General features: G+C 66.3%; 22 protein-coding genes. 14 read left to right on the top strand and 8 right to left on the bottom strand.

What is annotated here, in order from left to right:
- The first annotated feature begins 15 nt into the window (after window positions 1-15).
- A complete protein-coding gene (locus FYJ68_RS07090) occupies window positions 16-1407 on the top strand; it encodes a hypothetical protein (RefSeq protein WP_154435439.1) in 1392 nt (463 codons plus the stop codon).
- Window positions 1408-1499: 92 nt separating this feature from the next.
- Here the strand turns inward: FYJ68_RS07090 and FYJ68_RS07085 are convergent, their stop codons facing one another.
- The 3 genes from FYJ68_RS07085 to FYJ68_RS07075 form a co-directional block, all read right to left on the bottom strand.
- Window positions 1500-2246, bottom strand: coding sequence for an energy-coupling factor transporter transmembrane component T family protein (locus tag FYJ68_RS07085; protein ID WP_326832265.1), 747 nt, complete (start codon window positions 2244-2246; stop codon window positions 1500-1502).
- Window positions 2239-4026, bottom strand: a complete 1788-nt coding sequence (locus FYJ68_RS07080) for an ABC transporter ATP-binding protein (RefSeq protein ID WP_154435435.1) — start codon at window positions 4024-4026, stop codon at window positions 2239-2241. The genes FYJ68_RS07085 and FYJ68_RS07080 overlap by 8 nt, the downstream gene beginning before the upstream one ends.
- Before the next feature lie 135 nt (window positions 4027-4161).
- Window positions 4162-4728, bottom strand: a complete 567-nt coding sequence (locus FYJ68_RS07075; RefSeq protein ID WP_154435433.1) for a hypothetical protein — start codon at window positions 4726-4728, stop codon at window positions 4162-4164.
- 569 nt (window positions 4729-5297) lie between these two features.
- Here FYJ68_RS07075 and FYJ68_RS07070 point away from each other — a divergent pair.
- Entirely contained in the window at window positions 5298-7112 is a 1815-nt protein-coding gene (locus tag FYJ68_RS07070) for an ABC transporter ATP-binding protein (protein WP_154435431.1), read from the top strand.
- 131 nt (window positions 7113-7243) lie between these two features.
- Window positions 7244-8158: a putative ABC transporter permease gene (locus tag FYJ68_RS07065; RefSeq protein ID WP_195837752.1), complete on the top strand. Its 915-nt coding sequence runs from the start codon at window positions 7244-7246 to the stop codon at window positions 8156-8158.
- A 494-nt stretch (window positions 8159-8652) separates the two neighbouring features.
- On the opposite strand, the gene FYJ68_RS07060 is transcribed toward FYJ68_RS07065, so the two are convergent.
- Window positions 8653-9198 carry a flavin reductase family protein gene (locus tag FYJ68_RS07060; RefSeq protein WP_154435426.1) on the bottom strand — a complete coding sequence of 182 codons (546 nt, stop codon included), beginning with the start codon at window positions 9196-9198 and terminating at the stop codon, window positions 8653-8655.
- 156 nt (window positions 9199-9354) lie between these two features.
- Between FYJ68_RS07060 and FYJ68_RS07055 the strand changes: the two genes are divergently transcribed.
- Both FYJ68_RS07055 and FYJ68_RS07050 read left to right on the top strand, forming a co-directional pair.
- On the top strand, window positions 9355-9837 hold the full coding sequence (locus tag FYJ68_RS07055; RefSeq protein WP_326832264.1) for a peptide deformylase: 483 nt from the start codon (window positions 9355-9357) through the stop codon (window positions 9835-9837).
- 244 nt (window positions 9838-10081) lie between these two features.
- Window positions 10082-11935, top strand: coding sequence for a DUF6020 family protein (locus FYJ68_RS07050; RefSeq protein ID WP_154435424.1), 1854 nt, complete (start codon window positions 10082-10084; stop codon window positions 11933-11935).
- Window positions 11936-11982: 47 nt separating this feature from the next.
- On the opposite strand, the gene pdxT is transcribed toward FYJ68_RS07050, so the two are convergent.
- Both pdxT and pdxS read right to left on the bottom strand, forming a co-directional pair.
- On the bottom strand, window positions 11983-12573 hold the full coding sequence (pdxT, locus tag FYJ68_RS07045; protein WP_154435422.1) for a pyridoxal 5'-phosphate synthase glutaminase subunit PdxT: 591 nt from the start codon (window positions 12571-12573) through the stop codon (window positions 11983-11985).
- The gene (gene pdxS, locus FYJ68_RS07040) at window positions 12573-13469 is read right to left on the bottom strand and encodes a pyridoxal 5'-phosphate synthase lyase subunit PdxS (protein WP_154435420.1); all 897 of its coding nucleotides are present in this window, start codon (window positions 13467-13469) and stop codon (window positions 12573-12575) included. The genes pdxT and pdxS overlap by 1 nt, the downstream gene beginning before the upstream one ends.
- 138 nt (window positions 13470-13607) lie before the next feature.
- Here pdxS and pdxR point away from each other — a divergent pair, with 138 nt between their 5' ends.
- From pdxR to FYJ68_RS06995, 9 genes are all read left to right on the top strand, one after another.
- On the top strand, window positions 13608-15086 hold the full coding sequence (gene pdxR / locus FYJ68_RS07035) for a MocR-like pyridoxine biosynthesis transcription factor PdxR (RefSeq protein WP_154435418.1): 1479 nt from the start codon (window positions 13608-13610) through the stop codon (window positions 15084-15086).
- A 240-nt stretch (window positions 15087-15326) separates the two neighbouring features.
- Window positions 15327-17102 (top strand): BspA family leucine-rich repeat surface protein, encoded by a 1776-nt coding sequence (locus FYJ68_RS07030; protein ID WP_154435415.1) that lies wholly within the window; start codon window positions 15327-15329, stop codon window positions 17100-17102.
- 291 nt (window positions 17103-17393) lie between these two features.
- Complete coding sequence (locus FYJ68_RS07025; RefSeq protein ID WP_154435413.1) at window positions 17394-17621, top strand: hypothetical protein; 228 nt, start codon at window positions 17394-17396, stop codon at window positions 17619-17621.
- Window positions 17622-17754: 133 nt separating this feature from the next.
- Window positions 17755-18909: a CobW family GTP-binding protein gene (locus FYJ68_RS07020; protein WP_154435411.1), complete on the top strand. Its 1155-nt coding sequence runs from the start codon at window positions 17755-17757 to the stop codon at window positions 18907-18909.
- 61 nt (window positions 18910-18970) lie between these two features.
- The gene (locus FYJ68_RS07015; protein WP_326832263.1) at window positions 18971-19747 is read left to right on the top strand and encodes an SDR family NAD(P)-dependent oxidoreductase; all 777 of its coding nucleotides are present in this window, start codon (window positions 18971-18973) and stop codon (window positions 19745-19747) included.
- Window positions 19748-19931: 184 nt separating this feature from the next.
- Entirely contained in the window at window positions 19932-20606 is a 675-nt protein-coding gene (locus tag FYJ68_RS07010; protein WP_195837751.1) for an HAD family hydrolase, read from the top strand.
- 258 nt (window positions 20607-20864) lie between these two features.
- Window positions 20865-22298 (top strand): radical SAM protein, encoded by a 1434-nt coding sequence (locus FYJ68_RS07005; protein WP_326832262.1) that lies wholly within the window; start codon window positions 20865-20867, stop codon window positions 22296-22298.
- 63 nt (window positions 22299-22361) lie between these two features.
- Window positions 22362-22787, top strand: coding sequence for a GNAT family N-acetyltransferase (locus FYJ68_RS07000; protein ID WP_326832261.1), 426 nt, complete (start codon window positions 22362-22364; stop codon window positions 22785-22787).
- Window positions 22788-23007: 220 nt separating this feature from the next.
- The gene (locus FYJ68_RS06995; protein WP_154435403.1) at window positions 23008-24219 is read left to right on the top strand and encodes a MalY/PatB family protein; all 1212 of its coding nucleotides are present in this window, start codon (window positions 23008-23010) and stop codon (window positions 24217-24219) included.
- A gap of 344 nt (window positions 24220-24563) precedes the next feature.
- Here the strand turns inward: FYJ68_RS06995 and FYJ68_RS06990 are convergent, their stop codons facing one another.
- Window positions 24564-25178 carry an NUDIX domain-containing protein gene (locus tag FYJ68_RS06990; protein WP_154435401.1) on the bottom strand — a complete coding sequence of 205 codons (615 nt, stop codon included), beginning with the start codon at window positions 25176-25178 and terminating at the stop codon, window positions 24564-24566.
- A gap of 67 nt (window positions 25179-25245) precedes the next feature.
- Window positions 25246-26172, bottom strand: coding sequence for a carbon-nitrogen hydrolase family protein (locus FYJ68_RS06985; protein WP_154435399.1), 927 nt, complete (start codon window positions 26170-26172; stop codon window positions 25246-25248).
- Window positions 26173-26194 lie beyond the last annotated feature (22 nt).

Here is a 26194-nt window from a genome sequence, read left to right as displayed (position 1 = left end):
GGAGGCGAGGGCCCCATGGAAGCCAGAGGTGAAGGTCGGGAGGAGAAAGGCGCGCGCCTCTCTCGCCGTGCCCTCGCGCGTCGCGTGGCGGGCAAGCTCATGCTGGCCTTGGCGGTGCTGGTGACGACGAACTTGATCGGCTCGTTCCTCCTGGAGAGCGAGGGCACCCTGGGCGGCGTCGCCTGGGAGGCGTTCAGGCAGGCGAGCGACGTCGACACCGTGGTGGTGGGCGCCTCCTATGCGCAGCGTGGCATCGACCCCGATGAGCTCGACTCGTGCCTGGGCAGCTCCACCATCAACCTGGGGTCTCCTGCCCAGCCGCTGGACGATAGCTACCTTGCCGTGAAGAGCGTCCTCTCGCGCAGGCACGTGAGGCGCGTCATCGTGGGCATCGGCTGCGAGTCGATGTTCTCCACCTGGGGCCTTAGGTCCGAGGTGCCCTACCTGCAGGGAATGCTCCAGGGAACCACGCTGTCGGAGGCCGCCGAGGTGTATCTGGGCCGCATGACCGACCCCCAGTACGTTGGCACGTGCAACTCGCTCAACCTGCTCTTTCCCTGGGCGTACGACTTCACGCCCTCGCCCCAGCGCGTCGTGACCAATCTGGAAGGAAAGCTCGACGACACGACGACGCTCTCCAGCGCAGAGGAGCAGACTAAGCACTGGAGCTATCACGGCAAGGGATACGGGACCTTCGAGGTGCAGTTTCACCCCACGCGCAACGACGCCACGTCAACCAGCCGCTACGGCAACCGCCCCTTCCTTGCCGCGCGCGTGGATGCGCTCCTGCGCATCTGTGACCTGTGCCGCGAGCATGGGGTCGAGTGCGTGGTCGTGGCCACGCCGCACCCCACCTTCGACATCCTGGCCTATGGGAGCTACTACCCCAGGAGCATGGGGAGGCTCCAGCGTGCGGTGGAGCGCCACGGGGCCAAGTTCTATGACTTCAATCTATATAAGGGTGGGCGTCGCCTGGGAAAGGATGACTTCTCCGACTTCGACCACCTGCGCCATGCGGGTGCCCGCACGTTCACGAGCGAGCTCGCCGGGATTCTGTACCGTGCCGAGAGGGGCCAGGATGTCTCGAAGAGCTTCTATGGCTACGACGACTGGGACTCCTACCTGGATTCGGTGGACTACGTGGCCGGGGTCTCGGCCGAGGCGACCGTGAGAGGTGACGGCTCCGTCACCGTTGCCGCGACGGTTCGCACGGGACGTCCCAGGCGAGCGCAGCTGCGCTTCGAGGCAAAGGTCGGCGGCTCGTGGGTGGTGCTGCGCGACTGGGGGAGCGCCACCAGCGTGACCTGGACCCCTCCCGCCCACGGTGCGATTGAGGTGCGCGTGAGGGCACGCATTCCGGGCGCCGATCCAACGGGAACCTACGTGCAGAAGACGTTCCTGCGCTAGCGGCCACGAGCGGGGGAGAGGGGCGCGGCATCCGCACGTGCCCCCACCCACCGGCCTTGGGTGCGGTCGGTCGCGTGGCCCCTCTCGCCGCGCTATGCCAGAACGCCTAGGACCACGAGGGCGACGCAGGCGGCGAGCACGACGTAGTCGCGGCCCGTGAGGGGGTAGCGCTTGTAGGAGCTCTGGCGCGTGCGCAGGTAGAAGCCGCGCTCCTCGGCGGCAAGGGCCGTGGCGTCGGTCTTGCCCACGGAGCTCACCAGCAGGGGCACACACAGTGGGAGCATCAGCTGGAGCTTGCGCAGGGGGTTCTTGGTGTCGTACTCAACGCCACGGGCGCACTGGGCCTCCATGATGGCGTTCATCTGCTGGGAGAACACGGGCACGAAGCGCAGCGCGGTGGTGAAGGTGAAGGCGTAGCGATAGGGGATGTGGAGCACCTCGACGCAGGCGTTGGAGAGGTCCACCAGCTTGGTCACCGTGAGCATGAGGATGAGGGGCAGCGCCACGCCCAGCAGGCGCAGGCAGGCCTTGCTGCCGGTCGTGAGCCCCTCGGTGGTCATCCAGGCAAAGACGACGCTGCCGCCGCGCACGAAGGCGGTCTGCAGCAGGAGCATGACCACGGCGAGCGGCACCAGCAGCTTGAGCAGCGAGACGAGGCGCGAGGCGGAGTGCGCGTAGACGCCCAGGGCGAAGGTCAGGGCGAGCAGCCCCAGCAGCATCGCGTAGGTGTTGGCCAGGAAGGTCGCGATGATAATGGCGGCCGCCAAGGCGAGCTTGGTCACCGGGTTGAGCCGGTGGAGCAGCGTGTTGCCGGGAACGTAGTCGATGGCGTTAAGCACGGGTGACCATCCCCTCCGTGAGGTCGACGATTCCAGAGACCTGGCTGATTCCCGCGAACTCCGGCGAGACGTCGCGCGCCAGCGCCTGCGAGAGCTCGATCACCTGGGGCGCCTCCACGTAGGCCCGCCGCATCAGGTCGGCGTCCGAGAACATCTGCGTGGTCTCCCCCCGTCCGAGGATGCGGCCGTCGGCCATGACCACGATCCTCTCCGCGAAGTCGGAGACGACCTCCATGTCGTGGCACACCATGATCACCGCGCAGCCGCGCTCCGCCATCTGCGTGACAGTCTCCATGACGGTCATGCACTCGCGGTAGTCGAGGCCGCTCGTGGGCTCGTCGAGAAGCACCACGTCGGGCTCCATGACCACCACCGAGGCAAGGGCGACCATCTGGCGCTGCCCGCGCGAGAGCGAGAAGGGCGCTTCGTCCGCGGGAAGGCCGAAGCGGTCGATGACCACCCGCGCGCGCCTGCGCGCCTCGTCGGCGTCCACGCCCTGAAGCTCCAGGCCAAAGGCGATCTCGTCCAGCACCGTGTCCTTGCACAGCTGGTTGTCCGGGTTCTGGAACAGGGTGGAGCAGTGCGCCGCGATCTTGCTGGTCGGGACGTCGGCGGTGTCGATGCCGGCGATCCTCACGGTGCCGGACGAGGGACGCAGCAGCCCGTTGAGCAGCTTGGTGAGCGTGGTCTTTCCGGCCCCGTTCTGCCCGACGATGCCCACGACCTCCCCGGGGTACACGCACATGTCGAGGTCGTCCACCGTGGCCCCGCCGTTGGGGTAGCCAAAGCAGACCTTGCTCAGCTCCACGACGGGTTGGGCGCCCTGGGAGTGCGGACGCTGCGGCGGAACGTGGCGCGAGCCGGCGCGCGCCTCGGGCACCTCCGCTACCTGCGCGGGATGTGGGCCAACGAGTCCGGCGATGAGCCGCTCGGCCTCGTCGACCGTGAGACAGGGGTCGCCGCGCCTCACCAGGCCGCGACGTGCCAGGCTGTTGTACACGCGCGCGACGCGGGGGCTGTCCACGCCAATCTTGCGCAGCTCCTCCGCGTGGGCGAACACCTGGCGCGGCGTGCCGTCCAGAGCGAGCGAGCCGTGGCTCATCACTAGCAGGCGGTCGCAGTAGCGGGAGAGAAGCGCCACCTTCTGCTCGATGACCACGACCGTGATGCCCGACTCGCGGTTGACCTTGCGCAGGGTGTCGAACACGAGCGTGGACGACGCGGGGTCAAGGGCCGCAGTGGGCTCGTCCAGCAGCAGGACGCGTGGCTGAAGGGCGAGGATGGCGGCGATGGCCACCTTCTGCTTCTGTCCGCCCGAGAGGGTTGCGATCTCGCGGTCGCGGAGGTCCTCTATCCCCACGGTCCTGAGTGTCTGCTCCAGCCGCGCCTCAATCTGGTCGTGCGGCACGCCAAAGTTCTCGAGGCCAAAGAGCATCTCGTCCTCGACGACCGAGGCGACCATCTGCGTGTCGATGTCCTGCAGCACGCTACCGACCACGCGCGAGATGTCGGTGAGGGTGACCTCGCAGGTATCGTTGCCGTCCACGATCGTCGCGCCGTAGAGCGCGCCGCGATAGTGATGGGGGATGGCGCCCGACATGACCGAGGCAAGAGTCGACTTCCCCGCGCCGGAGGGGCCGATCACCCCCACGAACTCGCCCCTTCCCACCTTGAGCGAGACGTGGCTCAGGGCCATCTCCTCGTCCTGGTCGGGGCCGCCCTCGTACGAGAACGAGACGTCCCGGAGCTCGATGATTGGTGAGTCTGCGCTTGATGGCATTGAAACCCCTCGATGGCTCGAACGTGCCTTGGTTGAGAGAATGGGCCGCCCGGCTCGTGCCGAACGGCCCATTCATGGTAGCCGACCTATGGGCCCTGCCGCCCGCTGGTTGGCGGCGTCGACGTGGGACCGACGCTAGTCGTTGATCTTGAGCGCCTTGCGGATGGGGAGGTAGAGCGCCTGCACCAGGATGGCGTTGAACACGCCGGTGAGCACGACCACGGGGAGCATGGCGGCCACGAGCTGCTGGGCGGCGCCGATCATGGCGATCTTGATGAGCATGAAGATGATGCCCGAGACCACGGTGGTCACGAAGGTTCCCACTAGGGGCACGACCTTGCCTGCCTTGCTGCCCATGAGGGAGTTCACGATGACGGCCATGAGCATGGCGGCGACTCCCTCGGCGGCGAAGTCGATGAACGGGGAGGTGGTGGTGATCTGGATCACGGCGGCGGAGATGAGGCCGATCACCAGGGCCTGGCCCACGTTGGGGCGCACGACCAGGATGGTCAGGCAGAAGGCCGAGATGATGAACTCCGGGCTGATGAGGCCGCCCGTGGCTCCCGAGATTGCCTTGCCCACGGTGAAGTTGAGGATGAAGCCCGCCGCCAGGAGGACGGCGAGGAGGACGAGCGCCCTCACGTCGAGCTTGCCGTGGTCTGCGGAGGTGACGGTGCGTGCCTGCTGGTTGTTCTGGGACATGATGGGTTCCTTTCGCTCGTGCCTTCGTGTTGGTTGCTTTGCATGCTCTCGTGGCGGTCAGATGGTTGCGCTCACACAAAAAGGGGGCCCCGGCCAAACCGGAGCCCCCTCTGTACGCAGGATGTATGGCGCAAGAGACTCACGATCGACCGACCGGGTTCGAATCGCGCCACCACCAGTTGTTGGACGTGCATGCGTTGGCTGCGATGCAGTTCATCTGTGGCGCTCCTCTCAAAACCCGGCCGCTGTGTGCGGCGTGTGTCGGTTGTGTGGAACTATACGTCGCCCCCAAGTGCAGATGCAACCCACATTGCGTAAACGCTTTGTTACGGTGCAAGGCGATGTGCCCGCTGGGGAGGCCCCTCCTACGTCGCATGCCCCGCGACCAGTCCAGTCCTGGCTGCCAACGGATGGGGCTGCGAGCCGTGGACGCATCTTCTCTCCCCATGTATAGGAAGCCGATCAAAGTGGGACTATGTACCGATAGCTTTTCTTCAGGCTTCTCACGTTTGGGATTGAGGCGGCGTCGCGTCGGGCATGCCTGGCAGTTCGCCGCAGGGGAGGGACGCATGGCGCTCGGGGGAACCAAGGGACGGAACGACCGGTCCACCATGAGGAGGACGCTCCACTACTTTTGGCAGGTCACGAGGCAGAAGATGGGGGCCTTCGTGCTCTCCATCGTGAGCTCGGTGGGCTACATCGCCCTGCTCACCTTTGCCAACACCTACGTGATGGGCCTCATCGTCGATCGCGTGCAGGCATCCCCGGTTCCCGCCGGCCAGGTCTTTACGGTCTTTGGCCCCTACATTCTGGCGTTGCTCGTGGTCAACGCCGTGGGACAGACGCTTTCCAAGCTCCAGGACTACTCGGTGTACAAGCTCGAGATCAACGGCAGCTACCAGCTCTCGCGCCTGTGCTTCGACACGCTGTCCAACCAGTCGATGACCTTCCACAACAGCCGCTTTGGCGGCAGCCTGGTGAGCCAGACCTCCCGCTTTGTCTCCGGCTACTCCGGCCTGGTGGACGTGGTCACCTACTCGCTGTGGCCGACCATCGCCTCCGTGGTGCTGACCATTGGCATGCTCCTCCCCGTGGCGCCCAGCTTCGTGGCCGTGCTCTGCGCGATGCTCGTGCTCTACGTGGCCTTGGCGTATCGCATGTACAAGCGCATCCTGCCCCTCTCCGCCCAGGCGTCGACCGCGCAGAACAAGCTCTCGGGCGTCCTCTCCGATGCCGTCACCAACATCCTCGCGGTGAAGACGTACGGGCGCGAGGACTACGAGCGCGGCCTGTTCACCAGCGCGGATCGCGATGCGATGGCGGCGGAGAACCGCAACATGCGCGCGACCATGCGCCGCGGCTTCACCACGTCGGCCCTCATCACGGTGATCATGTTCGTCGTCTCGATATTCGTGGCCGGGGGCAATGCGTGGTTTGGCATCAGCGCCGGCACCCTGGTGATGATGTTCACGTACACGTACAACCTCACGATGCGCTTCAACTACTTCAACTCGATGATGCAGCGCATCAACCGTGCCTTTGGCGACGCCGCCGAGATGACGCGCGTGCTCGACGAGCCCACCCTCGTGGCCGATGCCCCCGACGCACGCCCGCTGCAGGTGAGGGAGGGCGCCATCGACTTCGAGCACCTGGGCTTCCACTACCCCGACGCCCCCGCGGACGAGGACGTGTTCCGCGACCTCAACCTTCACATCCCCGCGGGGCAGCGCGTGGGCCTGGTGGGACGCTCCGGCTCTGGCAAGACCACGCTTACCAAGCTGCTGCTGCGCCTGGACGACGTGCAGGAGGGCCGCGTGCTGGTGGATGGCCAGGACGTGAGCAAGTGCACCCAGCAGAGCCTCAGGCGCCAGGTCGCCTACGTGCCGCAGGAGGCGCTGCTGTTCCACCGCACCATCCGCGAGAACATCGCCTACGGCAGGCCCGACGCCACCGAGGAGCAGATCGTCCGTGCCGCGGAGGAGGCAAACGCGCTCGAGTTCATCAGGCGCCTTCCCCAGGGATTCGACACCATGGTGGGCGAGAGGGGCGTCAAGCTCTCGGGCGGCCAGCGCCAGCGCGTGGCCATCGCCCGCGCCATCCTCGTGGACGCGCCCATCCTGGTGCTGGACGAGGCGACGAGTGCCCTCGATAGCGAGTCCGAGGCATTGGTGCAGGGCGCGCTCGAGAACCTCATGCGCGGGCGCACCTCCATCGTGGTGGCCCACCGCCTCTCCACCGTGGCATCCTTGGACCGCATCGTGGTCCTCTCGCACGGCAGGATCGTGGAGGACGGCACCCACGCCCAGCTGGTTGCGCAGGGCGGGGAGTACGCTGGGCTGTGGAACCGCCAGACCGGCGGGTTCCTGGAGGGCGACGCGGAGTAGGCGTCCCACCCGCCGGTGGAAGCTGGTGGCGGGCACGGTTCCCGGCTCCTCTCGCCCAATCCGCGATGCGCGCCCAGGGCTCCCGCGCTAGCCTAGTGGGACTAGCATCGCAACTATTTGAGAGGGCCAGCATGGACATATGCTGCTACGTCACCTGGTTTGGCGTCTTCAGCCTGGGCGGGTGGGTGTACGAGTGCACCTTCTGCGCAATAAAGAACCGACGCTGGGACAACAGGGGTTTCCTGTTTGGTCCCGTGTGTCCCATATACGGTTTTGCGGGCGTTGCCGTCTTGCTCCTGCTGACTTGGCTTCCCAGGGTCCTCTCCGTGGCCTCGACGAGCATGCCCTGGTGGGAGGTGTTCGTGTTCTGCTCCGTTGGGAGTGCGGTGCTCGAATACCTTACGTCCTACCTTCTGGAGCGGTTCTTCCACGCGAGATGGTGGGACTACAGCAAGATTCCCCTCAACCTCAACGGGCGCATCTGCCTGCCGTTCGCACTCTGCTTTGGCCTCGCCGGGACGCTGGGGTACTACTACCTGGCCATCCCCATCGCGTCCGTGTCCTCGGGCGTTTCGCTCATGACGTGGGAGGTCTTGGCCCTCGTCATCGTTGGGCTCATGTGCGCCGACCTGGGGCTTACGGTCTCGGCGCTCACCGACCTTGGCAAGCGCATCGAGTCCGCCCAGTCCGCGTTTGACGCCGTCATGAACGTGGCCGTCACGGACATCGCTTCGGGTCGTCCGCCGCTCGGCGAGGACGTCTCGCAGAGCACCAAGCGCATCGCCGCCGGCATGTCTGGGCTGCAGCGCCGCGCGCTTCGCACCGTAACCAACTTCACCAGCGAGCGCAGGAACGCCGCTGCCCAGCGACTCCGTCGAGCTCTGGGCATGGCTGAGCGGGAGGCCCACAAGGCGGGGGAGAGGCTGGAGCGTGACGCCCAGGAGGCCGGCGAGCGCGTGGAGCATGGCCTGCACGGGGCGGAGGAGCGAATCGAGCGCGAGGCGGGCGAGAGGGACGACCGTTCTGATCGCCGGGAGCATCGCTAGGGTCGTCAGGACTCATCCGCTCGGCGTCGGTCCTCTTTTGTGCTCCATCCTCAACTGCTCTTGTTGCCGCGGCGAAGGGCCCATGTTGCTGCTGCCATGGATGCATTCCTGATGGAAATCCAACTGGGGAAACGCGATGCCGATCGCTGACGCGGCAGCCGAAGCCACGAGAAAGTGCACATTTCGGGAGTCCTTTGCCAGTGGGCTCGCCGTGGGATGCGTCTGAGCCGCAGCAATGCTCTCGCTTGCAGAAAAGAGTCCTAAGAGGGGGCGTTGCGACCCATCACATACGGAGGAAGCCGGCTTGTCCGGAAGGCGTGTGCCCCGCCCGGCATGGGGGAGCTGTCACAAACGGGCCAAGGCGGAGAGCCTTGGCCCGAGGTTGACGCACGTCCGATGCCTTCTTAGACGAATTGGGTGGTATCGCTACTGCCACGCATAACCCCGAGGTAGGGGAGAGGGCGCGGCAACGTTGCCTGTCCTCCCGTGCGCGACTACCCCTCGATCACGTAGGCGTTGACGATCTGGCCGAAGACCATGATGTGCGGGTCACGGTTGGCGCCCACCGCCCTTCCGTCCACGTCCTGGGGATAGAACCTCTCGCGCACGTCAAGCGTGTACAGGTCAAGCTCCTGGGGCTGACGGTAGACGACCTTGCACTCCAGTGTCAGCGGCAGCTGGGCTATGCCGGGAACGTCCACCTCGCGCGAGTCCACTAGCGTGAGCCCCAGCTCGCTTACCTTGTCCATCTCGTCCCCATGGTGACTCCCGCAGAACCCGACAATCTTACGGTCGAAGTCTCCCAGTGGGACGTTGACCGTGAACTCGGGGTTCTTGTCCAGAAGCGACACCGTGTGGCGGTGCAGGCGGATGAACGCCTCGAACACGGGGGACGACCAGTTGGTCCCCAGCATGCCCCAGCCAATGGTCATGGTGTTCACGCGTCCCTCCGCCTTGGTGGTGAGGAGCACCCCCTTGGGAATCGCGCTCACGATTTGCCCCGCGTACTCCCGGTAGTCGACGTCCCTTCTCTGCGGCATGCGCCCTCCCTCAATCGGTTTGCCCGTGGGGAGATGATACCCACCGGAGTGGCAACGTCCCAACAAACGGAAGCGCGGGCGTCGCGCGGCGTCCGCTGCATGGGAAAACGCGCCATCCGCCCGCGTCGCATCCCGGTGGCGCACGGCGGATAACGTATGATACGTAGGCTGATGGCAAACCGTCCCGCGCCCGGCGCGGGCACCCACGAGGGAGTGAGCATGGTCAAGGAGATCTGCAAGGACGACGAGGTTCTGGGCAAGAAGTGCGCGAGGGCAACCGCCGAGGACGCGGATGTGGCGCAGGACGTCGTCGACACCATGCGGTCGGTCGAGGACTGCACCTGCCTGGCGGCAAACCAGATTGGCGTCGCCAAGTCCGTCGTCGCCTACCTGGACGACGAGGGAGAGGCACACGTCATGTACAACCCCCACGTCATGATGGGGCTGCAGGCGGCGCGCGTGACCGAGAGCTGCCTCTCGCACGACGAGCCCGTCAAGGCCACCCGCTACGCAAAGGTCAAGGTTCGTTACGAGGAGCTGGTGGACGGCCAGCTGGTCCAGCACACGCGCGACTTCACCGGCTGGACCGCGCAGATGATCCAGCACATGTGCGACCACTGCCGCGGCAAGCTGGTCTAGCACCGGCATCCGGGCATGCTCCGTACGGGGTGCCGGGGAGAACGCGTCATCCCTTGCCCCGACGCCGGCGCGGGCTGCCCGTTCCACGCGCCTGCCGCGCGTCTCGCCTCCCTCCTCCTTGGGCTCCCCTAAGGTGTGAGGGAGAATTGTCGAGACGGGCCACCTTCCTGCACGTTTGTGGGGGAAGGGAATATGGTCAGGTCTCGTCTTCTTTCCTTTTGCAACCTTAGGCATTCTTCCGGAGGTGGTCACCATCCACGCGCTCAGGGGCAGGCTGCCCAGGTTGGGCTACGTGCTGTGCGTGGTGGCGTGCGCCGCCTTCGCGTCGGTCTCGTTCACCTACGGCGAGTACATGTTCGAGTCGGGCTACATCCTCGACCGAACGGAGGCCACCCGGGAGTTCCTCTCCCTCACGGCAATCATCTCGATCTTCCTCTTCGCGGTGTGCGAGATCGTCGTGTGCGTCACGGACCGCATGGGCAGGCGTCGACGCTGGGACCCCATGTCCGGCCTCCCCATCGGTCTCATCCCCAAGGCAGGTGAGGGGGAGAGTGACGCGGCGTCTTTGGGTCGCGGCGCCTCCCGCCGGCATCATGCCCTCCAGGTCGTTGACCGCCTGACCCCGCGCCTGACGCCCCGCTCGATCATCGTGTTTGCCATCGTGCTGTTTGCGCTGTGGATCCCCTATCTGCTGGCAGCCTTCCCGGGCTCCATGAACTGGGATGCGTTCTACCAGGTCTCGATGTACCAGCGCACCTATCCCGTGTACCAGATTCCCTGGCTCGAGACCCACAGCATCGTGGAGGGCGCATGGCTCTCCGACCATCACCCGGTGTTCGACACGGTCCTCTACGGCCTCTTCACCAAGACGAGCCTCGACCTCACGGGCAGCTGGAACGCGGGCGTGTTCGCCTTCGTGGTGTTGCAGGGGCTCGTGACCGCCGCGACCTTCTCGCTCGCCATTGCCTACCTGCGCCGGCTTGGCGTCCCCGCACCCCTCAGGCTGGGCGCCTTCCTCTTCATCGCGATTCTCCCCTTCTATGGCATGTACGCCTTCACCATGGTCAAGGACTCCACCTACAGCCTGGTGTTTGTTACCTACCTAGTGTTTTTGTGCGAGGTGGTACGCTCCAGGGGAGAGGTGCTGTACCGTCACCGCTGGGTTGCCGTGTGCTTCCTGCTCCTTGGCGTGCTGCAGGCGCTCACCAAGAAGTCCGGCGCCTACATCGTGATTCCAACCTGCCTGGTGTGCGCGGTCGCCTTCCGTGGGGTGTGGAGGCAGTTCGTGGCGCAGGCTGCGACCGTCGCGGTCATCATGTGGGTGATTCTGCCGCATATAATCTTCCCGCTGTTCAACATCATCCCCGGTGGGGTGCAGGAGCCGCTCAACACGCTGTTCCAGCAGACCGCCCGCTACGTGATGTATCACGGTGACGAGGTTACCGACGAGGAGAGGGAGGCCATCGACGCCGTCCTGCCCTACGAGGCGCTGGTGATCAACTACCAGTACGACGACGCCGACACGGTCAAGGCCTGGTACCGCTACCAGACGGCAACCAGGGCGGACCTCCTCCGCTACATCCGCGTGTGGTTCCAGATGGGGCTCAAGCACCCCGAGGTGTACTTTGACCAGATCGTGGGCACGGCGAACCTGTTCTTCAACGCCCACGGCATCGTGTCCATACAGTGGCACACGGGCGACATAGACCCGGAGGGGGCAAAGTACGTGTGGCACCCCATGGCGCTCACGGGCTACCGCCTCACGGTCCACTCCATCTACAACGACCTGCTCGACAGCAGCGTGCCGCTGTGCCTGCTGTTCAGGGTGGGGCTGTACTCCTGCTGGATCCCGCTCGCCGTGCTGTGCTACCTGGTGCGCCGCAGGGGCACCGGCGCCCTCGTCATGCTGCCGGTGCTCCTGAGCATCGCGACCTGCCTCCTCACGCCCATCTTCACCGCGCGATACGCGCTTCCCACCATCTACGTGGCGCCATTTCTCGTTGGGTTGGCGTTCGCCCCCGTGAGGCCTACCGAGGGAGAGGACGAACCCCCGGAGCGCCCGGTGCCGCCCGAGGGCGAGGCGCTCCCCACCCGCTAGGAGCCACGGGCAGGGTTGGGGTTCTCGCTAGGTGAGAATCACCGCCCTCACAGCTCCAGGAACATCTCGTGGACGCGCGTGTCCCCGTCCAGCTCGGGATGGAAGGCCACGCCGATCTGGTTGCCCTGCCGCACCGCCACGACCCGGCCGTCCACGCGCGCGAGCTCGGTCGCACGGGGACCCACGCCCGCCACGTAGGGGGCACGGATGAAGCTCATGGGCACCTCTCCAACCTCGTCGAACTCGGCTCGCGCGTGAAAGCTCCCCAGCTGGCGGCCGTAGGCGTTGCGCTCAACGGTCACGTCGAGCGTGCCGAGCCACGGTCCCACCTGGTCCGGACTGGGCTCGTCCTGGCGGGAGGCGTCGCCGCTCACCTGCGCCGCCAGGAGGATCAGGCCGGCGCAGGTCCCCAGGACCGGCATGCCGGCGAGGATGCGCTCGCGCAGGGGGACCAGCATGCCCTCCTCGCGCAGCAGCCGGCCCTGGACCGTCGACTCGCCCCCCGGCAGCACCAGCCGGTCAAAGGGGCGGTCAAGGTCCCGCGCCTCCCGCAGCTCAAACCAGGGTTCTCCCAAGCGATCGAGCATCGCCTCGTGCTCGGCAAAGGCCCCCTGTAAGGCGAGAACCGCGGTCGCCATCACTTGCCCCTCTCTGCCATGAGGGTCTTGATCTCGTCCTCGTTGATGCCGACCATCGCCTCGCCGAGGTCCTCGGACAGGGCCGCGATGCGCTCCGGGTCGTCGAAGTTGGTGACTGCCCCCACGATGGCGCGGGCACGCTTGGCCGGGTCACCACTCTTGAAGATGCCGGAGCCAACGAACACGCCCTCCGCCCCAAGCTGCATCATCAGGGCCGCGTCCGCGGGCGTCGCCACGCCGCCGGCGGCAAAGTTGACCACTGGGAGCCTGCCCTCGTCGTGCACGGAGCGCACGAGGGACACGGGAACCTCCAGGCGCTTGGCCTCCTCAAACAGCTCGTCGTCACGCAGGCTCGCCACGTGGCGGATCTGCGAGTTGATTAGCCGCATGTGCCGCACGGCCTGCACCACGTCGCCCGTGCCGGGCTCGCCCTTGGTGCGGATCATGCTGGCGCCCTCCGCGATGCGGCGCAGGGCCTCGCCCAGGTCGCGTGCCCCGCACACAAACGGGACCTGGAACCGGGTCTTGTCGATGTGGTACACGTCGTCGGCGGGGGAGAGGACCTCCGACTCGTCGATGTAGTCAATCTGGATGGCTTGGAGTACCTGCGCCTCCGCAAAGTGGCCGATCCTGCACTTGGCCATCACGGGGATCGAGACCGTCTGCTGGATCCCCTTGATCATCTTGGGGTCGCTCATGCGGCTGACCCCGCCCGCCGCCCGGATGTCGGCGGGGATGCGCTCCAGCGCCATGACCGCTGCCGCCCCCGCCTCCTCGGCTATGCGCGCCTGCTCCGGCGTGGTCACGTCCATGATGACCCCGCCCTTCAGCATCTGTGCCAGCTCTCGGTTGAGCTTTGCCCGCTCCTGGGGCGTGGTGTCGGTCTGCTTTGCCATGCTCGTCTCCCTTGCGTCGTTGGCTGCGAAATTGCGCAAGGCAGATGCTAAGGACAAACTGGAATGGTCAAAATAACCAATACATGACTAGTATGTAAGGCCAGAATAGGACCAGTTTAACAAGCTCGATAAGACCAGATGGGCGGCCCCATGCTCTCGTACGACATGTCGCAACGCGGCAGCCTCAGCCGCTACGAGTATCTCTATCGGCGGATGCGGGACGACATCCTCTCTGGTGCCATCGCCGCAGGAGACAGGCTCCCCTCAAAGCGCGGGCTTGCGGACGCGCTGGGCGTCAGCCTCGTCACGGTCGAGAACGCCTATGCGCAGCTTGTCGCCGAGGGGTACGTGACCGCGCTCGAGCGCAGGGGGTACTACGCCAACGAGCTGCCCGTGCCTCATGGCGTGCGGCCGTGCGTCGCCACGTTCGTCTCGCCTGACCCTACGGATGACGGGGAAGGACCCAGGCTGCTTGCGGACTTCTCGTCGCCCGCCACCCTCGCCGACTCCTCCGCCGCAAACCTGTGGGAGCGCGCCCTGAGGCAGACGCTGTCCCAGGAGCCGCGGGAGGAGCTGTTTGCCGCCCAGCCGCCCCAGGGCACGCTTCGCCTTCGCCGTGCGATTGCACGCTACCTGCGTGGGAGTCGCGGCGTCGACGTGGATCCCTCCCGCATCGTGGTCGCTGCGGGGGCGCAGGCCATCTATGCCATGATTGCCCGCCTGGTGGGGTTGGGAGGAACCGTTGCCGTGGAGGACCCAGGCTACCCGCGCGTGTGGCAGACCTATGCGGCCTGCGGGCTCCACGTGGCGTTTGTCCCCACGGACCGGGAGGGCATGCGCGTGGGGGAGCTATCCCGCACCGGGTCGACCCTCGTCCACGTCATGCCCTCTCACCAGTTTCCCACGGGCTGCGTCACCAGCGCGTCTCGCCGCTACCGGCTTCTTGGCTGGGCTGCCGAGGGTCGCGAGGTGGGCAAAGGGCCCGCCCGCTACGTGGTGGAGGACGACTACGACTGCGAGTTCCGCATGTCCGGTCGACCCATCCCCCCTCTCCTCGCGTCCGACTCCTCCGATAGCGTCATCTACGTCAACACCTTCTCCAAGAGCCTCAGCTCCGCCCTGCGTCTGGCCTACATGGTGCTGCCGGTTGGGCTGGCCCAGGCATGGGAGAGGGACCTCTCGTTCCTCTCGTGCACCGTGAGCGTGGTTGACCAGGTCGCCCTTGCCCGTCTGCTCGAGTCCGGGGACTACGAGCGGCACGTCAGCAGGTACCGCTCCCAGCAGCGTGCGGTCCGCGACGGGCTTGTCCGCGCGATGGGGGAGTCGTCGCTTGCGGGGATTGCGCATGCGGAGGAGAGGGACTCCGGCCTCCACTTCGTGCTGGCCCTCCCGGCGGGGGACGGCGGCCCGGATGCCGAGCGCGCCGTTGCGCGGGCGGCGCTCGGGCGCGGAGTCCGGCTCGCCCCGCTCTGCGGCTACGCACACGACCGTCGCAATGCCTCGCGAAGTGACGGGCTGTGCAGGTTCGTGATGCAGTACGACGGGCTGAAGGCAGATCGCATTCCCCAGGTCGTCGAGGTGCTGGCGTGGGCTGTGCGGTCGGTGGGGGCGGGCTGAGCCAGCGCCACGCAGTCCGGCACGCGCCTCCGCTCTAATGCCACGCGTTGTTGGCGAATGCGTGGGTAACGGGCTTCGTCCGGCCGGGTCCACGGCCCCCGGGACACCATCTGTTCCATCACGGACAAGGGCGTCCGGAGGGGCCCGCTTTCGCCTACTCCGGGGCCCCGCGCGCCTTGGCTCCCTTACCGTAGCCTTAAACGGGCCCGGTCGGGTGGCCCGGCGTGGGAGGGGGACGGCATGAGGGAGTTCGGCAGGGGGCTGGCGGCGCTGGCGGTCGCGGCGGGTCTCGGCGCGGGGGCGCTGTGCCTCCCCGTGACGCCCGCCCTGGCCGCGGACTCGGGCGGCACGCAGCCGATGTACCGCCTGTACAACCCCAACAGCGGGGAGCACTTCTACACGGGCAACTCCCACGAGCGCGACTCGCTCGTCAGGGTGGGCTGGAGGTCAGAGGGCACCGGCTGGACGGCGCCCACTAAGTCGGACACCCCGGTCTACCGGCTCTACAACCCCAACGCCGGAGACCACCACTACACCATGAGCGCCTACGAGCGCGACTCGCTCGTCAAGGTCGGCTGGAACTACGAGGGCATCGGCTGGTACAGCTCGGATGAGGAGAAGGTTCCCCTGTACCGCCAGTACAACCCCAACGCGAGGGCTGGCTCCCACAACTACACGACGAGCAAGGGGGAGAACGACCACCTGGTGAAGCTGGGCTGGAGGGCCGAGGGCATCGGCTGGTATGGCGTCGATGCGAGCGCCAAGCCGGCCCCCGCCCCCGAGCTCGTCGCCGAGGGCCAGTTCGGCGAGGGCTGCACCTGGAGGCTCTACGACGACGGCAAGCTGGAGATCTCCCCCACGGACGGGAAGTCGGGGACGATGGCCGCGTTGCCTGGCGTCTTGGACAAGGAGGAGGTGCTGAGGACGACCTCCATCGTCATCGACAGGGGCGTCAAGGCACCTGCGGACTCGTCTTCGCTGTTCGCCCTCCGGGACGTCGATCCTTTCTACTTCCGCGTGCCCCTCGAGAGCATAGACGCCTCCAACCTCGACGTCTCCGGCGTCACGAACATGTCGGGTATGTTCAGGGGCTGCGAGGCCCTCAGCGATCTCTCGCCCCTCGCCTCGTGGGACGTCTCCGGCGTCACGGACATGTCGGACATGTTCTCTGGCTGCGATGCCAGCGACCTCTCGCCCCTCGCCTCGTGGGACGTCTCCGGCGTCACGGACATGTCGGACATGTTCTCTGGCTGCGATGCCCTCAGGGATCTCTCGCCCCTCGCCTCGTGGGACGTCTCCGGCGTCATGGACATGTCTGGTATGTTCGGGGTCTGCGCAGCCCTCAGCGATCTCTCGCCCCTCGCCTCGTGGGACGTCTCCAACGTGACTAGCATGTACAACATGTTTTCCCGCTGCACTCTCAAGGACCTCGCCGGGATTGAGAAGTGGGACGTCTCCGGCGTCAGGGACATGGCGTTCATGTTCTCTGGCTGCGAGGCCCTCAGCGATCTCTCGCCCCTCGCCTCGTGGGACGTCTCCGGCGTCACGGACATGTCGTACATGTTCCAGAGCTGCACAGCCCTCAGCGATCTCTCGCCCCTCGCCTCGTGGGACGTCTCCGGCGTCACGGACATGGAGGCTATGTTCGGTGGCTGCGAGTCCCTCAGAGATCTCTCGCCCCTCGCCTCGTGGGACGTCTCCGGCGTCACGAACATGTCTGGTATGTTCGGTGGCTGCGATGCCAGCGATCTCTCGCCCCTCGCCTCGTGGGACGTCTCCGGCGTCACGCATATGTCGAGTATGTTCTTTCACTGTGCCCTCAGCGACCTCTCGCCCCTCGCCTCGTGGGACGTCTCCGGCGTCACGGAGATGGGGGGTATGTTCTATTCTTGCAGCTCACTCTCGGACGCGACCCCGTTGAACTCCTGGACCCTAAGCTCTTCCGTCGTCACCGCGGACATGTTTGATGGATGTGCCGAAGGGATAAAGACGCCCTCCTGGTACCACGAGGGCTAACGCGTTAGCCGACACGGCCTACTCTGCGGCGCGGTCGGGGCGGGGGCCCCGGCCGCGCCATAGCCATGGTGGGAGAGGCGAATCGACGTCCCCGTCTCGCCGTCCCTCCCACAGCCCGACCGGTCGGTATCAGGCTGCGCGTAGCGGGTGTCGGCGGGGCTCCCCCCGTGCCCCCCTCGAGCCTTGTTTCGCAAAGTTGGATAATGGGCCTTTGGGGAACAAGGAGCCACGGGGGAGACGGGCAGGGGCAAACCCCGCACGGCAAACCATGGCAGGCGGTAGGGAGGGTCCATGGCAAAGGGGTTCAAGACGGCCCACGGCCACGCAATGACGGGCAAGCCGGCAGAGAGCAGGCCCGTCAAGGGAAAGGGCCGGGCAACGCCGGGCGTCATCGGCTCCGACGGGCTTACCGACGAGGAGCGCCAGGCTCTGGTCCGGCGAAAGATGCGCAGTTCGGTCATTTCGGTGGTCGTCGGCGTGATTCTCCTCGTCGTGCTCGCCGTCCTGGGAATCCGCTAGCGTCACGGCTCGATGCCGCCCCGCCCAGGCGTGAGGGATTTTGGGTGCGCACCCGTGCCGGGGCGATGCCTGCCCTTCGCGGTGGGTAGGATGCAGGTGCTGAACAACCTCTAGCAGAAAGCGTGGGCATCACATGCCAAAGAGCGACAAGCCCGTGAAGATCGTCCTTCTCACCGGCTACCTGGGAGCGGGCAAGACGACCCTCCTCAACCACATCCTGTCCAACGACGAGGGCATTCGCGCGGCGGTTATCGTCAACGACATCGGCGAGGTCAACGTCGATGCGAGCCTCATCCGCGACGGGGGCCTGTCCAAGACCGACGACCTCATTCCCATGACCAACGGCTGCATCTGCTGCACCCTCTCGGACGACCTGGCCAAGCAACTGGGCAGCATCGCGCAGTCCGGCGACTTTGACTACATCATCATCGAGGCCTCGGGCATCTGCGAGCCCATCCCCATCGCCTACACCATCTCGGCCTTCTGCGACCAGAGCAAGAACGGTGGCAAGGCCCCTCTCGACCTGGACAACATCGTTGCGGTGGTGGACTGCGCCCGCATGTTCGACGAGTTCCACGGCGGCAAGGACCTGCTCGCCGACAACATCGACGAGGACGACATCGAGTCCCTCCTCATCCAGCAGCTGGAGTTCTGCACCACCGTGGTCCTCAACAAGACCGACAAGGTGACTCCCGAGCAGATAAGCGAGCTCAAGGCAATCGTCCGCAGCCTGCAGAAGGATGCCAAGATCGTCGAGGCGACTCAGGGCAACGTCCCGCTCTCCGAGGTGCTCGACACCAACCGCTTTGACTTTGACCGCGCCTACAACTCTGCCGCCTGGCTCGACGCCATGGACCACCCCGAGGAGCACGAGGACCCCGAGGTGCTGGAGTACGGCATCTCCACGTTTGTGTACGAGCGGCGCCAGCCCTTCGACATCGACCGCCTGTCCGACTACGTGACCACCTGGCCCGATGACATCATCCGCACCAAGGGCATGGTCTGGGCCTCGCAGGACCCCGACATGTGCTACGTGTTTGAGCAGGCCGGCCAGCAGGTCACTCTCAGCGAGAACGGCCTGTTCGTGGCCTCCGCCCCCGAGGACGAGCGCAAGCGGATCATCGCCGAGAACCCCCAGGTCATGGACGACTGGGACCCCGTGTGCGGCGACCGCATGACCAAGCTCTGCTTCATCGGGCGCAACCTGGACAAGGATGCCATCGTGGCGGGGCTCGACGACTGCCTTACCGACTGGGATCCCATCGAGGACGAGCTTCCGCAGGAGTAGCTGCCTGCCCTCGGGCACACGGCGGCGCGACGATGGAAAGGGGCGGTGCAGGCAGGTGAGAGTGGCGATCATCACGGGCGCGTCGAGCGGCCTGGGGCGCGAGTACGCGCTCTGGTCCGACACCCAGGGCTACGACCAGATCTGGCTCGTGGCCCGTCGGGAGGGGCGCCTGCGCGAGCTGGCCACGTCCCTCTCCACCGAGTCCCGGTGGCTCTCGCTCGACCTTGCCGAGAGGGGCAGCGTCACCAGGCTCGAGGACGAGCTGCGTCGGGAGTCGGACCGCCCCGACTTCCAGGTTGCCCTGCTGGTCAACGCCGCCGGGTTTGGCAAGTTTGCAAACGTGGAGGACATGTCGCTCGAGCAGACCGACGCGCTCGTGGACCTCAACTGCCGCGCAGTTGCCGACGTCACGCGCGTGTGCCTTCCCTACCTGGGACGCGGTAGCCGCGTGCTGCAGCTCGCCAGCTGCGCCGCCTTCCAACCGCTGCCCGGGCTCGACCTGTACGCCGCGAGCAAGGCGTTCGTGCTGTCGTACACGCGCGGTCTCAGGCTCGAGCTGCGGGGGAGGGGCATCCGAATCACGGCGGTGTGCCCCATCTGGGTCAAGACCGAGTTCAACCAGGTTGCGCGCTCGTCCGCCGGGGAAGGCCAGACTACAGTCAGGCACACCTTCCCCAACCTGAGTCCCCATCACGTGGTCCGCTGGTCGTGGCGCATCAACTCCATCAACTACCCCGTGGCCACCTGCGCCGTCAGCTCCTTCGTCATGCGCATTGCGGGCAAGGTGCTGCCCGCGCCGGTGGTCATGGGGGTCTGGCAGCTGCTCAGGCGCCTGTAGGGGAGAGGCCCGAGCGTCCGTCGGCCGAGCCAGGCCGCACAGGGCAACGGGATGCTCCCTGGCTCCCTTGCCGCGACTCCCGACTTCCCCTCGTCCCGTGGAGGTCTGCCCCGAGCCCCATGCCCGCGTCCCTCTCGCCGTACCATGGCACACGATGACCAAGGCGAGAGGAACCGGGGGTCCCATGCTGCAGGCGGCAATCTTTGACATGGATGGGCTCATGATCGACACCGAGCCCATCTGGGATAGGACCTGGGTTCCCGTTCTGGCAGACATGGGGGTCACCGACGTCCCCCACGACTCCCTCCAGGTCATGATCGACATGAGCCGCGGGGCGGGGATCGACCAGATGCGCCGTGCCCTCGACGGGCAGCTTGGTGTTGGGAGGGTTTCCGCCGAGGAGTTCCGGCGTCGTCAGGTCGCCTGCTTCAACCGCCTGTGCGAGGAGGGCGTCCCCGCCAAGCCAGGGCTGGGGGAGCTGCTCGCGTTCCTCCGCCGCGAGGGCATCCGCTCGGCCGTCGCGTCGTCCAGCCCCCGCGACATGATCGACGCGCAGCTTCGCCGCGTCGGAGCCCGCGACATGGTCGACCTGCTCGTCTCCGCGGAGGAGGTCGAGCACGGCAAGCCGGCGCCCGACGTGTTCCTGGAGGCGGCCCGTCGCCTGGGCACAAAACCGGGGCGCTCGCTCGTGCTCGAGGACAGCCTCAACGGCATCGAGGCGGGCTGGCGCGGCGGCTTTCTGCCGGTCATGGTCCCCGACCTTATCGCGCCGGATGACGCGGCTCGCGAGCATGCCGTCGCCATCTGCCGCGACCTCAACGAGGTGCGGGACCTCATCGCCGCCGGCAGGCTGGGCTAGTCACTGCCAGCTCAATCGGCGGGGTGCAGACGCCTCGTCCCTCTCAACTGCGAGGACTGGCACCTCTCCACCAATTCCTTCGTGACCGTGTGACCGAGTCCCATCCCTTAAGGGTAACTTTCCAACCCCTGGTCAAAAGTGGGCGGGTCATGTCTATACTTGTCAGAATCCGACACCATGGACATGTCCTGTCGAGTCTGGCGAGACACGTCTCGGCCTGTCCCGGAAGTCCGGTCGTGCAATGGAAAGGGGAACCACGTGTCTGCGATTAACTCGCTCAAGGCGAAGGCAATCTCCGTCGCCGTGAACAAGGGCTTCGACATGCTCTACGACGACTTCGACGGCAACCTTCCCAAGGTCGAGTCAATGGTCAACAAGTTCGCCGGGTCGGGCGACAAGATCAACGACGCCCAGCTGCGCCTGTTCAACATGGTCATGGGTTACATGAAGGACCCCGATAACAACTGGCGCAGGCTCGTGGACAACGTGATCAACAACGTGGACCGCGAGGTCGCCCGCACCTTTGTGCAGAACTTCTTTGTCAACTCCGTCACCCTGGGCGGCAACATCCAGCGCCAGGTCAACGAGCGCGAGGGCTGCAACTGCCCCTGGGCCATCCTCATGGACCCCACCACGGCGTGCAACCTGCACTGCAACGGCTGCTGGGCGGCCAACTACACCGACTCAAAGCAGAAGTCGATGACCTTCGACGAGCTCAACTCCATCATCACGCAGGGCAAGGAGCTCGGCACCTACGTCTACCTCTACACCGGCGGCGAGCCCACGCTGCGCAAGCGCGACCTCATCCGCCTGTGCGAGCTGCACCCCGACTGCTACTTCAGCGCGTTCACCAACGGCACCCTGGTGGACGAGGAGTTTGCCGACGAGATCGCGCGCGTCAAGAACTTCATGCCGGCCTTCTCCATCGAGGGCTTTGAGGAGGCCACCGACGCCCGCCGTGGCAAGGGCACCTTCGCCAAGGTCACCCACGCCATGGACCTGCTGCGCGAGCGCAGGCTCCCCTTTGGCGCTTCCATCTGCTACACCAGCCAGAACTACGATTCGATCACCTCTGACGAGTTCATCCAGTTCCTGGTGGACAAGGGCGTCCTCTTCGCCTGGATCTTCACCTACATGCCCGTTGGCCTGGGCGCCCCCGTCGAGCTCCTCGCCACCGCCGAGCAGCGCTCCGGCATGTACCACAAGGTCCGCGACAACTGGCGCAACAACGTGCCCATCTTCTTCGCAGACTTCTGGAACGACGGCGAGTACACCGGTGGCTGCATCGCCGGTGGCCGTCGCTACCTGCACATCAACGCCGGTGGGGACGCCGAGCCCTGCGCGTTCATCCACTACTCCGACAGCAACATCCGCGAGAAGAGCCTGCTCGAGTGCTATAAGAGCCCGCTGTTCAAGAGCTACCAGGCGCACCAGCCGTTCAACACCAACATGCTGAGGCCGTGCCCGCTGCTCGATAACCCCGGAAGGCTCTCCGAGATGGTGCACGAGACCGGTGCCAAGTCCACCGACTACACGCACCCCGAGGACGTGGACGAGCTCGAGAGCAAGACCAAGGCCGTCGCAGAGCGCTGGGCCGTCGCGTCCGAGCCGCTGTGGGAGAAGTCGCCCAAGAAGCGCCTCTCCGACCGCCTCGCCGCCGAGGGCAAGGACCCCAACAGCTGGATCAGCTAGGACCGTGGTGCTTGCGTCCCTCTCACCTGGTGTTGCCGGGGAGAGGGACGATGCCCCCTTGCCGTGAGCCTTCCCCCTGGCGTCCCGTTTGCCTTGCTCAGGGCGCCTGGGGTTTGTTCGAGCCTCCCCTTGGGTATACCTACTTTACATAAACGAACACCCACGCCGCCCTTCGGGGCGGCGTGGCCCGTAAAGAGGGGAGAGAGCGTCATGAACATGCAGACCGAAGACGACAAGGTGGTCTTTGTCAACGATAGGGGTACCGTGATGGGCCGCGTCTCGTTCCCCATGGACGACGACGGCGTCGCCAACTTCAACGAGACGTACGTGGAGCCCTCCGAGCGCGGAACCGGCCTCGCCGGCAGGCTCATGGGGCAGGCCGCGCGGCACCTGCGCTTTGCAGGCGTGAAGGCGCGTGCCACCTGCTCGTACGCGCAGCGCTGGTTCCAGAAGAACCCGCAGTACAGCGACATCCTGGTCGCCGAGTAGGGGGTTGGTCGGGCGTGTCCGTCGCGCGTACGGTTGCGCGCCGCCCGTTGGCACAATCTGTCACCGCCTGCTGATGGGGTGGACAGACTCAAGGGGAGCCCGTGGTCTGGTTGGACCGCGGGCTCCCCTCTTTGCCGTCCGGACCCCCGGACCCCGGCTCGTCTCGCCTGCCGTCGCGATACCATGGGTTGCGGCACACGAGGCGAGGGGAGACACCCGCATGCACTACGACTTCGAGACAATCCTGGACAGGAGCGGCACCAACGCGCTGGCAATCGACGGCCTGGGCAAGATCCCCGGCTTCTCCCCCGACCCGCCCAAGCCGGGCTGGGACCTCATTCCCATGTGGGTGGCGGACATGAACTTCTCCGCCCCCGGGTGCATCACCGACGCAATCATCCGACGCGCACGGCATCCCGCCTTCGGTTACTTCCTGACGCCCGACGCCTACTACGACGCCATCTCGTCCTGGCACGCCCGCCGCAAGGGGGTCACGGACATTCGGCGGGAGCACATCGACTACCAGAACGGCGTCCTGGGCGGCGTCGCGAGCGCGCTCTCGGCGTTCTCGTCCCCTGGTGACGAGATCCTCATCAACTCGCCCACCTACGTGGGGTTTACCAAGACGCTTGCCGCGATGGGTCGCCACGCCCTCCACAGCCCGCTCGTGAGGGACGCCGAGGGCACCTGGCGCATGGACTACGACGACATGGAGCGCAAGCTCCGCGACCACCACGTGCACGTCGCGATACTCTGCTCGCCGCACAATCCCTGCGGCCGCGTGTGGGAGCGCGACGAGCTCGAGCGCGCCATGGCGCTCTTCGAGCGCTACCAGTGCGTGGTCATCGCGGACGAGATCTGGAGCGACCTCGTGCTGCCCGGAGTACGGTACGTCTCGCCCCAGTCGGTCACTCCCTGGGCGCACGACAACACCATCTCGCTCTTCGCACCAAGCAAGACCTTCAACCTCGCGGGGCTTGTGGGCAGCTATTCCGTCACCTACAATGCCCGCCTCCGCGACCGCATGCGCTCCGTCTCCGACGCCACGCACTACAACGAGATGAACGTCCTCAGCATGGAGGCCCTCGTGGGTGCGTATGGCGACGAGGGTGCCGAGTGGCTCGGCCAGCTCCTCTCCGTGATCGACCGTAACGTCGACCTGGCATGCGGCTACGTGCGCGACCGCTTCGAGGGCGTCAGCGTCTACCGTTCGCAGGGCACGTACATGCTGCTTATCGATTGCTCCGCGTGGCTCGACGAGCACGGCTGGACCCTCCCGCAGCTGGAGAAGGCGGGCTGGGACGTGGGCGTTGCCTGGCAGGACGGCGGCGCGTTCCTCGCTCCGCAGAGCATCCGCATCAACCTCGCGCTGCCCACCAGCAGGGTGGAGGAGGCCTTCCGCCGCCTGGACGAGCACGTGTTCAACGCATAGGCTCGCCATATTGCGCCGCAGCTTGGCAGCGGGACGGGGATTTCGCGCGAGTCCCCGCCCCACCCGCGGCAGACCCGTTGGGGCCCCGGGCGACGGGTGCCTGCTGAGGAATTGCGACCTGTGGCAATCCGCGCACGAAAACTGCTGAGGACAATCGAGTATTGGCAATCCAGGGGGACCAAAGGAGGCCCTTCCTCTGCCAATGCTTCGCTATTCTCAGCGGCGGAGGCCTCCCAATTGCCAAAGGTCGAGTTTCTTAAGCACCTATGGGAGCCAGGTGCCCCCTCGGCCGCCAAGGCCCAGGATTCCCTAGCGCCCCGCACCGCCCAATGCCCGAGTTCTCCCTAGCGCCCCTGCACCAGGAGCCAGGCGTCCGCGATGATGTTGGCGTGGTCAAAGGCGAGCCCGTCACCCTTCACGTCCGTTGCCCGCAGAAGCCCCGAGATCGGTAGGCGAGAGGTGCCAAACGACACGTGCAGCACGTCGTCCCCGTGGGCCAAGGTCAGCTCCTCCCTCGCGCCCTCCGACCTCGCCACGACGTCAAACCACACTGCTCTCGCCGCGTCGTCGCCGGCGTGGACCGTGACGCCCTGCCGGTCAAGTGCTACGAACGCATACGAGACGGTCCATCCGCGCGGGTCGCGTCCGGGCGTGCTGTACAGGCGCAGGGGCTCCAGGTCCAGGCCCTGCGCGCCCGTCTCCTCGGCAAGCTCCCTCGCCGCGCACTGGTCCGCGGTCTCGTTGGGGTTGGCGAACCCGCCTGGCGTGGCCCAGCAGTCCAGGTAGGGGTGGCCCCCGCGCTGCACCAGCAGCAGCTGGGTTCCCTCCCCGTTGCGGCGGAACACGCAGATGTCCGCGGTCAGCGACGGCTGGGGGTACTTCTTGGGCGTGTACTGCGCCAGGAACTCCTCCTCGGTCAGGCCGTTCTTGTCCCTCAGCTGGCTTCCGTCACGACGCATTGTCGGTCACGCTCCCAAGAATGAAGGTTTCGCTCCACACACCCTCGTACCCGTCGCCGCCCCGCCGCTACAGGTCGCTGACCTCCAGTCGCACGGCGTCGGGGCGCGCGTAGTGTCCAACCGCGTCAAACTCCCACTTGGACGACACCACCTCGTCCATGTCCAGCTCCGCGTAGGCAACGTCCTCGCGGTCCCACATGGGCTGGGTCACGTAGTGGCCGGTCGGCCCCAGCACGCAGGACCCGCCGCGATAGACGGTTTGCGGCAGCGCCTCCACCTCCTCGGGGTACGCCAGTCCCTCGGGGTAGTCATCGCGGCGAATGTACGGCGCGCAGTTGACCACAAAGCAGCGACCCTCGATTGCAATGTGCTGCAGCGTGGCCTGCCACTCGGGGTTGTCGTTGGTGTTTGGGGCCAGGTAGATGGTCACGCCCTTCTGGTACAGCGCCACGCGGGCGAGGGGCATGTAGTTCTCCCAGCAGATCAGCGTGCCCATGGGGCCCCACGGGGTCTGCGACACGGGGAAGTAGTGGTCCTGTGCGTCCCCCCAGATCAGGCGCTCCGCCCCCGTGGGCTTGAGCTTGCGGTGCAGGGCGTCGACGCTGCCGTCGGGGGCAAACACCAGGTTGGTGTTATAGAGCGTGCCGTTGGTGGGGTGCCGCTCAGAGATGCCCACGCTCACCCATGCGTTGGCGCGCGCGGCGGCCTGGCCAATCGCCGTTGTCTCGGGGCCGCCCACCACCACGGAGTTCTGCGCGTACATCAGGTAGTCGCCGCGACCCTCGGGCTTGCGGGCACCCAGCACAAAGCCAAAGTTCATGCCGTGGGGATAGCCGGGAATCAGAAGCTCGGGAAAGACGATCAGGTCGCTGGGATGCTCCCGGGCAATGCGGTCAATACGCTCCACGACCCGCCGCGTCCCCTCCTCGCGGTCAAACAGCACCGGCTCGCTCTGCACCACCGCGATGCGGCATGTTCCTCGCAGGTCCCTCATGGCTCTCCCCTCGTCGGAATCG

The organism is Olsenella porci, assembly GCF_009695875.1.
GTDB classification, from domain to species: Bacteria; Actinomycetota; Coriobacteriia; order Coriobacteriales; family Atopobiaceae; genus Olsenella_H; species Olsenella_H porci.
Note: the sequence above shows the minus strand (reverse complement) of the source record. Positions and strands in the feature narration are given on the sequence as shown.